10 protein-coding genes are annotated in these 10604 nt (G+C 72.7%); 4 read left to right on the top strand and 6 right to left on the bottom strand.

What is annotated here, in order from left to right; all coding sequences use genetic code 11:
- Positions 1 to 123: 123 nt before the first annotated feature.
- The 3 genes from AB8Z75_RS25610 to AB8Z75_RS25600 form a co-directional block, all read right to left on the bottom strand.
- Positions 124 to 1062: a M56 family metallopeptidase gene (locus AB8Z75_RS25610; RefSeq protein WP_369205892.1), complete on the bottom strand. Its 939-nt coding sequence runs from the start codon at positions 1060 to 1062 to the stop codon at positions 124 to 126.
- Between the two features lie 89 nt (positions 1063 to 1151).
- Positions 1152 to 1853, bottom strand: a complete 702-nt coding sequence (locus tag AB8Z75_RS25605; RefSeq protein WP_369205890.1) for a DUF5134 domain-containing protein — start codon at positions 1851 to 1853, stop codon at positions 1152 to 1154.
- Positions 1854 to 2039: 186 nt separating this feature from the next.
- Positions 2040 to 2420 (bottom strand): hypothetical protein, encoded by a 381-nt coding sequence (locus AB8Z75_RS25600; protein ID WP_369205888.1) that lies wholly within the window; start codon positions 2418 to 2420, stop codon positions 2040 to 2042.
- A gap of 693 nt (positions 2421 to 3113) precedes the next feature.
- Here AB8Z75_RS25600 and AB8Z75_RS25595 point away from each other — a divergent pair.
- From AB8Z75_RS25595 to AB8Z75_RS25580, 4 genes are all read left to right on the top strand, one after another.
- A complete protein-coding gene (locus AB8Z75_RS25595) occupies positions 3114 to 4751 on the top strand; it encodes a hypothetical protein (protein ID WP_369205886.1) in 1638 nt (545 codons plus the stop codon).
- A 385-nt stretch (positions 4752 to 5136) separates the two neighbouring features.
- Positions 5137 to 5337, top strand: coding sequence for a hypothetical protein (locus AB8Z75_RS25590; RefSeq protein WP_369205884.1), 201 nt, complete (start codon positions 5137 to 5139; stop codon positions 5335 to 5337).
- 295 nt (positions 5338 to 5632) lie between these two features.
- Positions 5633 to 6601, top strand: a complete 969-nt coding sequence (locus AB8Z75_RS25585) for a hypothetical protein (RefSeq protein ID WP_369205882.1) — start codon at positions 5633 to 5635, stop codon at positions 6599 to 6601.
- Positions 6602 to 6773: 172 nt separating this feature from the next.
- Positions 6774 to 7274, top strand: coding sequence for a GNAT family N-acetyltransferase (locus tag AB8Z75_RS25580; RefSeq protein WP_369205880.1), 501 nt, complete (start codon positions 6774 to 6776; stop codon positions 7272 to 7274).
- An 87-nt stretch (positions 7275 to 7361) separates the two neighbouring features.
- Here AB8Z75_RS25580 and AB8Z75_RS25575 read toward each other — a convergent pair whose 3' ends face one another.
- The 3 genes from AB8Z75_RS25575 to AB8Z75_RS25565 form a co-directional block, all read right to left on the bottom strand.
- On the bottom strand, positions 7362 to 8384 hold the full coding sequence (locus tag AB8Z75_RS25575) for an N-acetylglucosamine kinase (protein WP_369205896.1): 1023 nt from the start codon (positions 8382 to 8384) through the stop codon (positions 7362 to 7364).
- A gap of 74 nt (positions 8385 to 8458) precedes the next feature.
- A complete protein-coding gene (locus AB8Z75_RS25570; protein ID WP_369205878.1) occupies positions 8459 to 9724 on the bottom strand; it encodes a 6-phospho-beta-glucosidase in 1266 nt (421 codons plus the stop codon).
- A gap of 7 nt (positions 9725 to 9731) precedes the next feature.
- Entirely contained in the window at positions 9732 to 10544 is an 813-nt protein-coding gene (locus AB8Z75_RS25565; protein ID WP_369205894.1) for a carbohydrate ABC transporter permease, read from the bottom strand.
- Positions 10545 to 10604 lie beyond the last annotated feature (60 nt).

Genomic DNA, 10604 nt, shown 5'->3' with positions numbered 1-10604 from the left:
ACCCGCTGCGGCACCATGGCGACCGGCGTCGGACAGGGGCCGAAGACCCCCCCCCCCCCCCCCCCCCCCCCCCCCCCCCCCCCCCCCCCCCCCCCCCCCCCCCCCCCCCCCCCCCCCCCGGGCTTAGCGCAGTGCCGAGAGCCCGGGGGCGAACGCGATGAGGAGCGGGACGAGGGGCACGAGGGAGGCCACGGCGGTCATCCGCACCCTGCGGCTGACCGGCAGCCGGGGAGCGGGCGTGAGCAGCCGGTGGACCCGCTGCGGCACCATGGCGACCGGCGTCGGACAGGGGCCGAAGACCCCTCGGCCCTCGTTGAGCTCCACGAGCGCCAGCGCGATGGTCAGCCGGCCGTACCGCCGGGAGGCGGCGTCGTCGGCGGCCAGTTCCACCAGGCGGTGCACCTGATCGCGGAAAGAGGCGAAGACCGGCACCCGGGAGAACCCGGTGGCCAGCGCGGAGGAGCAGTGCAGGAGCCAGTCGTGGCGGGCCCGCGCGTGCCCCTGCTCGTGCTCGAGCACGGCATCCAGCTGCCGCCCCTTGAGCCGCCGCAGTGCCGCCGTGGTGATGACCAACTGGGGTGTGGCACCCGGCAGCCACCATGCGTCCGGCCTCTCCTCCTCCAGCACGACAAGCCGTTCGCTGGAGGTCGCGGGCTCGCCCGGCAGCCTCGGTACGCGCTCGCGCAGCTCCGCGCGGCGCCTGCGGCGCCTCGTCCGCGCGTCCCTGATCTCCCGCAGCAGCATGGCGCCGGTCCACGCACCCCCGCAGGCGAGCAGCAGGCACAGCGCCCCCGCCCACGGCGCGTACGCACTGGACGTGTACACCTGCACGACCCCGTCAGGGGCCCCGGCGAAGACATGGCTGCGCACCACCGCGAACGCGGCAGCGCCGGAGAGCGCCATCGCCAGCCCGCAGCACAACAGCACCGCGCCCACCAGGCACTGCCACGCCCACAGAGCGAGCACGGGCTCACGGTCGGGCCACGAGGAACGGGTCAGTACGCGCGGTGCCAGGCCCGCGGCGAGCAGGGCGAGCACCATCAACGCGAGCGGGACCGTCATGCCGCTCAGCCTAAGAGGCCGTTACGAGACAGTGATACGTCCGGTGGTGAAGAAGTGACACGGCTCACTGTGCCGACGCGTTTCACCCGTCACAGCGTGATCAGCATGGCGAACATCCCCGTCGCCATGGCCAGCCTGCAACCGGCGGCGATTCCCGCCTGCCGCATCAGGGGAGCGGCGGGCACGCCCACGGCGCCGCCCGTGCTGCCAGCGGTGGTCCCCACGGCCGTCCGCTCCGTAGCGGACGGCATCAGCCGCGCGGCCGTCCAGAGCGCGTACACCGCGAAGTAGCCCAGCAGCAGCCCGGTCACGACAGGGACACCTGCGGGTGCGGAGTGAGCGGAGTGAGAGGCCGCTCCGGCGGTGCCCGACGTGTCTGCTGTGCCGAGAGCCATGACGGCCGACATGTACAACATCGCCGCTCCGCCGACCAGATGGTGCGCGTGCTGGTGCAGGCCGTCGCGCGGGAACCAGGCCTCGCCCCGGAACCGGGGCTTCTTTCCGTACCGGGGCGTCTCCCCGCGCCTGCTGGAGGTCGCCAGCCACGCGCCGCGTACCAGCAGCGCGCCGAAGACCGCGGTGAAACCCCATGCCAGGAGGGTGCTCACCGTGGGTGTCGCGCTCCACAGCACGGGTACCGCCATGACCGCCATGCCGAAGCCCATCGCTGCCTCGCCGCCGGCGTCGGCACGTTGCCGATGGTCTGCTCCGCGTGCACGCAGCACGCAGGAGGCGCCCGTCACCGCGCAGAGAGCCGCCAGTAACCAAGCGACCGTGGCAGAACCGTGCATCGCTCATCCCCTCGCTCGCGTGGATGCCGCCCGTCGCTCCTCGGGAGGCTCTCCGTTCCTCGCTCGTCGGGAGACTTCCCGCCGCTCGCCTCGCACACGGGAGCGCACGGGCGCAGCGGTGGAGCAGGGCGGCGTGATCGGCGGGGACCAGGGCGACGTGGTCGGCGGGGACCAGGGTGCGGTGGCTCAGCGCGGCCTCGGGGAGGCGTGCCCCATCATCTCGGTGGCCTCCATGAACGGGATGCCCAGGTCGTGGTGGAGAATTCGGGTCTCGTTCGTGTGATCGGGCAGGAGCGAGCGGCCGGCGCGCTGTCCCTTCGGGCCGGTGGCTCCCCCGCCGGCCTCGTCAGCTGTCTCCTCGAGGGCGCTGATGTGCCCGTTGAGCAGACGCCAGGCGTAGGCGTTGGTGTGCGGGCTGCGCAGTGCCTGGTCCCACTGCTCCGCCAGCTGAGCGAAGGCCGTACGCACCGCGATGTCCGCTGTCCGCTGGTCCGCCAGGCGGCTGAGGGCGTACTGCAGATACCGGCTCCGGTACAGCGCGCAGAAAGCGGCGAACTCCACCGGCACGCCGCAACCGTTCTCCGGCCGGTTCTCCGGGCCGTTCCGCTGCCGGGCGGATTCCGTGCTCGCGCATTTCCCGGGTGCGGTTTCCGCTGAGCCGCGTTGTTCGCACGGCGAGGGCATCCGAACGCTCAACGTTCTCTTCCCCTCCATCCCCTCCGTAGCGGTCCCCCTTCTGCCGGAAGCTACAGGTCCGGGTCGGTTGTCCGCCATGAGCGGATGCCGTGTGCAAATTCATCGGCAATTGCACGCGGCGTCGGCGCGGTCCGCCCACTGTCGGACGGCGCACCAGCGCGTGGAAATGATCCCTCTTCCTTTTCGGATGTGAGCGGACGAGGCGAACGGGAGAGAGAATCTGATCGTATCGAGTAGCCTTCCTTTCGTTGCTCCTGTTTCTTCGTCGTCGCAGTCCGAGGAGCTCTCGGGGCCTGCTTCCCGCAAGAATTCACCCGATGGGGTGGCGAACCGGTGCGGCGTCCGAATCCGCTCCCGCGGGCGCGCCCGGCCGCCGTTCGCGGTGGCCTCCGACCGGTCGAGGAGCCGTCCGGATCGCCCAGGAGCAGCGCGTCGTGTTGAATTGGGGTGCGCCGCCGAAGGTTTGGAGGTCGCTGTCGGCAAGGTCCGGGGCCCGCCGTCCGTCGGTGCCGTCGGCTGCTAACTGTCCGTGTTCGATAGGTTTTTGGTGTGTGGGGGGTTTTGGTGTCGGTACCGGGTGTGGGCTCCGAGGCCGCGGGCGACGGCGTGCTGGTGGTGGCGGGCGTCGGCGGAGGGCTGATGGATGTCGGCGTGGTGGTGGCCGGCCTGGGCGGTGTCTCGTGGGGCGGAGTCCTGGCGGGTGCGGCCGGACACGGCGCCGCCGCCGCACGGGGCGGTGGCGGTGTGGACGTCGTCGAGCTGGTCGGCCCGGTGGACCCGCAGATGGTGCTGGCCCGCGTCCGCCTGGTCGCGGGGGTGTCGGGCCGGCTGCTGGTGCTGATCGTGGGCGAGCTGCGCAAGGACCCTCGTAAGGGCGGACTGCACGTCGGCCTGGGAGCGCCTGGTCAGGGGTCGGCGGCGGTGCGCTACAGCGGGCTGCCGTGGGAGTGGCTCATAGGGGAGTTGGCGATACGCCCCGCGGGATCGACGACGGTCCTGCTGGACGTGGCGGCGGAAGCCGACGCCTGGGAGACGGTGCGAGCCGGCGGTCTGCCGGACGCTCCCGGGGTCGGTGTGTTCGGGCGCGTCGTGCGTCAGGGCCGCGAGTCGAAGTGGCGGCGCATGCGGGGCGGCACCGTCCCGGCCGAGCCCACCTACCTCCAGGAGTGCGTACGCCTGTGGCGGGCGGGCGGCCGTATGCCCTTCGCCGAGCTGCACGAACGGGCCGCTTCCGCCTCCCATGCGGCGGAGGAACTCCAGGCGGTCTTCGTGGCCTCGGCGACCTCCGAGCCGGTCGCTTCCATGGGGGGCGCGGAAAACGGGCACCAGCCCTGGCAGTCGCCCCCCGTGCAGAACGGCTGGGCCCCGCAGGCCCATGAGGGCCTTCCGCCGTGGACGCCCGGCGCCTCGACTGCCCCGTCCGGGCCCACCCCACCGCAGTCGTCGAACGGCTCGGAGCCGCCGCCGCGTGCAGCGCCGGTCGCCCAGCAGCCCACGGACGCCCCGTCCTTCGCCCCGGAAGCGGGCTCCTCTCCCTTCGCCCCGGAAGTGGACGCCCCGTCCTTCGCCCCGGAAGTGGACGCCTCTCCCTTCGCCCCGGAAGTGGACGCCCCGCCCTTCACCCCGGAAGTGGACGCCCCTCCCTTCGTGCCGGACGCGGACGCTCGCTCCGCCGCGCCTCACGAGGCGGCTCAACCCCCCGCCCGGGCAGCGGCACCGGTACCTCCCGCCGCGGAAGATGCCGTCGCTCCCTCAGCCCAGGGCGGGGAAGACCCGCATGAGGCGATCATGACCGCCGCGCGGGCAGGCCGTCATGAGGAGGCCGAGGGGATCGCCGTGGCCTGGCAGGAGGCCGCCGAGCAGACCGAAGGGCCCGGCTCGGAGGGCGTCCTGCACTGGGTGGAGGTCCGCGCCGACCTGGCGCGCCTGGCCGGCGCGCCCGCGCGCAGCTGCGAGTTGTGGATGTGGGTGGCTCGCGGTCGGATGGAGCAGGGGGAGGCGGACGACGCCCCCGAGGTGGAGGGCGCTGTCGACAGGGCGCACCACCAGTGGGAGCGCCTGCGCGTGGAGAACGTGGGGGCGGCCCGCGAGCTCGTGCCGGAGCTCGTCGTCCTCCGGCGTCGGGTCCCGGGCCGCCAGCCCGGTGCGGTGCGGCTCCTGGAGGAACGGATGGAGAGCCTGTTGGGAGGCGTCGACCACTGAGGTCGCCGTCTTCCCGCTCCCGCCTCGCGGGCGGCGGCCGGGAGCCGGCGCAGGCGGTCGGTGCGGTCGGAGCGTTGGACGGTCGGTGCGGTCGATGCGGTCGGAGCGTTGGACGGTCGGTGCGGTGGACGGTCGGGGAAGTCGGGGCGGTCGGGAAGACCCGTGAAGGTGGTCGGGGCGGCTCTGGAGCACGGAAGCGCGGTCAGGGCATGGGGGTACGAAGCGCCGTCGGGTGGCCTTGGAGATCGGAGATGGGGTCGGGGCCGCCGCAGGGGTGGCGTGGGATGGTCCGTTCGCAGCAGCCCGGGCCAGCCGTCCCCGCGCCCATGGCGGCCTCGCCAACGATGGGAAGCGCACCCGTTCGTCACGTACCGCAGGAGTGTGCATGTTCCGTCGCTCGGCCCTCACCCTGGCCACGCTGTTCACGGCGACCGTCCTCGCCGCCGGGTCCGCCGTGGCCGCTGACGCACCGAAGGACCAGCCCGATGAGTTGACGCCCCGCGAGCAGGCGGCTTTGCAGGTCGCCGGCACGGTGCTGGACAAGCTGGTGGGTGGCGTCTTCGGCTCCGGTGGTGGCGGGCGCTGACGCGTGGTGCCGCACGGGCGCGGCTCGTGGCAGCCCCGCCCGTGCGGCCCAGTCCCCGGCCTCCCGCTGGCAACCGTGCGTGGTCCTGAGCGGTGTATCGACTCCAGGCCCCGGCTGCCTTGCTGAGCAGGCCGGTGGTGGTCGTTCGGGCAGCGCACCACAGGCGCGCACGGGGGAGAGGTCTGGTCGGCTTGTGTGGCGCTCGCGGACCTCGCTCGTTCGCGCGGCCCCCCTGCTGCGGCTGCCCCGCCGGTCAGAGGCATGATGAAGCCAACATGGGAGGGAAGGGGCGGGGATGGCGCACTGGACGGTGGAGAGACGGGGAGCAGTACCCGCGGGGCCTGAGCGTGTCGGCGGGGCCGGCTGGACGGCCGCGTGGCTGACGGGCGCCGCGGCGCTGTCGGCGGAGGGCGCGCTCGCGCTGGTCGTCTACTTTCTCGCGGGTTTGCGGAATGAGCACTATTTCGCCGCCGGCATCCCGGCCTACGTCGGGTATCTCCTCGCGGCCGTGGTCACCGTGGTCATGCTCGGCCTGGCGGGGTTGACCGGCTCGGCCGTGGCCGTCCTGCCGGTCGTGCAGCTGTCCCGCTGGTCGGCCCGCAGGGCTGGTCGGGCGGAGACGAAGCGCTGGTGCCTGGCTGCCTGCGGGGCGTTCGCCACGGCGGTCGCCGTGTGCGCCGGGGTGCCGACGGCGCTTCTCGGCGGCGGTTGGACCATGCTCCCGCTGGTTCTTCTCGTGGCTTTCCTCGGCCTGGTTCCCGCCGTCCTGTGCACTCGGGCCGTGACTGTCCTGCGTGGTGCCGGTGCCCGGTTCGGGCTGGCCGCGGTGGTGTCCGTCTGCGGGCTGACGCTGTCGGCGGTGGTTCTCGTCGGTGGTCTGACGGCCTACGGGACTGGTCTGATCCAGGGATACGAGCCGCCACGGCTCACCGACGCGCAGCTCGTCGGTACCTGGACCGACGAGCAGGGCGGCACCCTCACTCTCCGGGCTGACGGCACCGCGGTGGCCGACGATCTGGGCGGCCATACCGCGAGGGCGGCGCACGGCGGGAACACGTCCGAACAGTGCAGTGGCTCCGGCTCGTGGGCGAAGGGTGCGTCGCCGTCCGGAACCCCGCAGCTCGATCTCAGTGTCAGCGGCTGCGGGGAAGGCAACGGCTGGCAGTTCGGCGGCACCGAAGAACAGCCCACCCTCTACCACTGGATCGGTGACCCGGACTCACTCGACCAGTACGCGTTGCACCGCAGGTCGCCAGCGCCGTAGTGGGCGTGCCGGCGGGCTCTCGTGTGCGGCCGGCGCCCGGTGGCCCGGCCCGTATGTTCCGCCGGACAGCCCTTGGTACTCAGGGCGTAGGCCCTTGAGCGCACTGGCCTCGGGGCCTGCCACCGGGAGAAACCCAGGTGACCCCAGGGCACCGTGCGGGTAGAGTCGGGCGGTGCCCGAACTTCAGCAGCTGCATGCGGGTCATGCACCGGCGGTCCTGTCCTTCGAGCTGGCGAACCGTGCCTACTTCGCTGCCTCGGTCACCGACCGCGGCGACGAGTTCTACGACCAGTTCGCCGACCGCTACAGCGCTTTGCTGGCTGAGCAGGAGGCCGGTGTCTGCGTCTACCACGTTCTCGTCGCCGAGGACGGCTCGGTGCTGGGCCGGTTCAACCTGTACGACGTGGAGGACGGCACTGCCAGGCTCGGCTACCGGGTGGCGGAGTACGTCGCCGGCCGTGGCGTGGCGACCGAGACCGTCCGTGCGCTGTGCCGGCTGGCGGCGGCGAAGCACGGGCTGCGCACACTGCGGGCAGCTACCGCCCGTGCCAACGCCGCGTCCCACGCAGTGCTGACCAAGGCCGGATTCGTTCCGGTCGGCCCGGCCGACCCGGCCGACCTCGGCGGTAAGCCGGGCACCTGGTATCAGCGTGACCTGTCCATCCAGCCATAGAGGTCCGCGGTCGGCGGGGTGCGCGAGCGCCTCGGCGAGCTCACTCCTTTCGAGGAGCCGACTCGGTGCCAGGGTGCCAGGTCTGCATCAGTGCGATTGTCTGGCTTCGGGGTGGCCGCCTCCGTCCTGCCCGCGCTCGAAGTGGCGGCGGGCCCTCGCGTGTGCTTCCGGTGGCGCGCCCAGCGCGTCGAGGCCGAGGAGCGCCGCGCCCAGGACGGGACGGGCGTGCACGACACGGGGGACGGCGCGCGGGGCGCGCAGGGCGAGCAGCTCGCCGATCCGGTCGTTGAGGAGGGGGTGCGCGGCGGCCAGTACCCCTCCGCCGAGCAGCACGGGCACCTCCGCGTCGAGCAGGTCCAGTCGGCGCAGCGCCACCGTCGCCATCGTGACGACCTCCTCGGCCATGCGTCCCACGAGGGAAGCGGCCACGGCGTCTCCGCTGTCGGCCACCTCGAACAGCACCGGAGTCAGCTCCAGTCGCCGCGCGTACGGGAGGTGTCCCAGGTGCAGAGCCTCGATCAGCGCGTACATGGAGGTCAGCTGGAAGTGCGCGGGCAGCGCGGTCGCCAGCGCGGTGGCCGCGCCCCGGCCGTCCTCGGCGCGGGCGGCGTGCCACAGCGCCTCGTCGGCGAGTCCGCCCCCGCCGCCCCAGTCGCCCGAGAGCCGGCCGAGCGCGGGGAAGCGCGCGGTGCGTCCGTCCGGCAGCATCCCGGCGCAGTTGATGCCCGCCCCGCACACGACGGCGACCCCGCACGGCGCGGCGTCGCCGTGCTGCGCGCCGAGCCCGGCGCGCAGCACGGCGAAGGTGTCGTTGTGCACGGTGACGTCCTTGCCCCAGCCGCGCTCGGCGAGCGCGGCGGCCAACTGCTCCTCCTCGACGGGCAGGTCAGCGTTGGCCAGGCAGGCCATCACCTGCTGCACGGCAGGCAGCGGGTGCGGACCCGCGGCGGCCTGCTGCGCCCGCAGGACCGCGTCGGCCAGCACGGCGACGGCGGTGCGGACGCCGACGGCCGAGGGGCGGAAGCCGCCGCCGCGTGCCGTGCCCAGGACGCTGCCGTCGGCGCCGAGGAGCGCCGCGTCGGTCTTGCTGTTGCCCGCGTCGATGGCCAGGACGGCCGCGGGCGGCGGGTCGGCCTGCGGGCGCCTCGGGGCGGCCTCGGTCCCGGGCGCGGAGTGCGGTTGGCTCAGGCCCACGCCAGGTGCTCCTTGTTGTGCGCGAGGAGCTGGTCGGTCAGCTGCTCGGCGTACTCGATCTGGCCGATGAGGGGGTGGGCGAGCAGCGCCTTGAAGACGCGGTCGCGACCGCCGTGCAGCGCCGCGCCCAGGGCGAGGTCCTCGTACGCGGTGACGTGCGCGACCAGGCCGGTGAACTGCGGGTCGAGGGCGGGTACCGGCAGCGGGTGGGCGCCGTCCCGGTCGACGCGTGCCTGGGTCTCGATGACCGCGTCGTCGGGGAGGAAGGGCAGGGTGCCGTTGTTGAAGGTGTTGACCGCCTGGTGGGTGCTGCCGCCCTCGCGCAGCAGCGAGGCGGCCAGGTCGACGGCGGCCTCGGAGTAGTAGGCGCCGCCGCGGCGGGAGAGCAGCTCGGGCTTGGTGTCCAGCGCCGGGTCGGCGTACATCTGGAGCAGTTGCTTCTCCAGTGCCGCGACCTCGGCCGCCCGGGTGGGCTTCTGGCGCTGGGCGCGCATCACTTCGTCGTGCGCGTAGTAGTAGCGCAGGTAGTAGGACGGGACGACGCCGAGGCGGTCGACGAGGGTGCGGGGCATGTGCAGGTCGTCGGCGACGGCGTCGCCGTGTTCGGCCAGCAGCTTCGGCAGCACGTCCGTGCCGTCCGGGCCACCGAGCCGCACGCCCAGCTCCCAGGTGAGGTGGTTGAGGCCGACGTGGTCGAGGTGCACCTCGGCGGGGGAGACCTCGAGCAGCTTGGCGAACTTGCGCTGGAAGCCGATCGCCACGTTGCACAGGCCGACGGCCTTGTGTCCTGCGGTGAGCAGCGCGCGGGTGACGATGCCGACGGGGTTGGTGAAGTCGATGATCCAGGCGTGCGGGTTGCTGCGCCGTACCCGCTCGGCGATGTCGAGGACGACGGGCACGGTGCGCAGCGCCTTGGCGAGGCCGCCGGCGCCGGTGGTCTCCTGGCCGACGCAGCCGCACTCCAGCGGCCAGGTCTCGTCCCGGTCGCGGGCCGCCTGCCCGCCGACGCGCAGCTGGAGCAGCACGGCGTCCGCGCCGTCCACGCCGGCGTCCAGGTCGGCCGTGGTGGTGACGGTGCCGGGGTGGCCCTGCTTGGCGAAGATGCGCCGGGCCAGGCCGCCGACCAGCTCCAGCCGGTCCGCGGCCGGGTCGATCAGGACGAGCTCGTCGATGGGGAGGGTGTCGCGCAACCGCGCGAAGCCGTCGATGAGTTCGGGGGTGTAGGTCGAGCCTCCGCCGACCACTGCGAGCTTCATGTGTGTCTCAGCCCTTTACTCCGGTGAGGGTGACGCCTTCGACGAAGGCCTTCTGTGCGAAGAAGAAGACGATGATGACCGGCGCCATGACCAGCAAAGTGGCCGCCATCGTCAGGTTCCAGTCCACACTGTGCGCGGACTTGAACGATTCGAGCCCGTAACTGAGCGTCCAGGCGCCCGGGTTCTGGGCGGCGTAGATCTGGGGGCCGAAGTAGTCGTTCCAGCAGTAGAAGAACTGGAACAGCGCGACGGCGGCGATGCCGGGCTTCGCCATCGGGACGACGATGCGCAGCAGGGTGCGCACCTCGCCGCAGCCGTCGATCCGGGCCGACTCCATGTACTCCTTGGGGATCGTCAGCAGGAACTGCCGCAGCAGGAAGATCGAGTACGCGTCGCCGAACGCCATCGGGATGATCAACGGCCACAGCGACCCGGAGAGGTGGAACTGCTGCGCCCACACCAGGTACATCGGCACGACGATCACCTGCGGCGGCAGCATCATCGTGGAGATCACCAGCAGCATGGCCGTCCGCCGGCCGCGGAAGCGGAACTTCGCCAGCGCGTAGGCCACGGGAAGGGACGAGCACACGGTGAACACCGTCCCCAGCAGCGCGTACATCAGCGAGTTGCGCCACCAGTCGAGGAAGCCGGGGGTGCGGAAGACCTTCGCGTAGTTCTCCCAGTGCCACGAGGTGGGCCACAGCTCGCCGCTCATGGCCTGCCCGTCGCCCATCACCGAGGTCAGCAGGACGAAGACGAACGGCAGCACGAAGGCCAGCGCGAGCGCGACGGCCACGGAGTGCACGGCGATCCAGTGCAGGACGCGCTTGCGGCGTGCCCTGCGGCTCGCCGCARRSGGGCCGGGGRMGGGGGTGCGGGC

The organism is Streptomyces sp. PU-14G, assembly GCF_041028275.1.
Lineage (GTDB): Bacteria > Actinomycetota > Actinomycetes > Streptomycetales > Streptomycetaceae > Streptomyces.
This window is presented reverse-complemented; position numbering and strand designations above follow the sequence as displayed.

Coding starts and splice junctions, on each gene's coding strand:
- AB8Z75_RS25610 (WP_369205892.1), bottom strand. CDS start 1,062: ATGACGGTCCCGCTCGCGTTGATGGTGCTCGCCCTGCTCGCCGCGGGC.
- AB8Z75_RS25605 (WP_369205890.1), bottom strand. CDS start 1,853: ATGCACGGTTCTGCCACGGTCGCTTGGTTACTGGCGGCTCTCTGCGCG.
- AB8Z75_RS25590 (WP_369205884.1), top strand. CDS start 5,137: ATGTTCCGTCGCTCGGCCCTCACCCTGGCCACGCTGTTCACGGCGACC.
- AB8Z75_RS25585 (WP_369205882.1), top strand. CDS start 5,633: ATGGCGCACTGGACGGTGGAGAGACGGGGAGCAGTACCCGCGGGGCCT.
- AB8Z75_RS25570 (WP_369205878.1), bottom strand. CDS start 9,724: ATGAAGCTCGCAGTGGTCGGCGGAGGCTCGACCTACACCCCCGAACTC.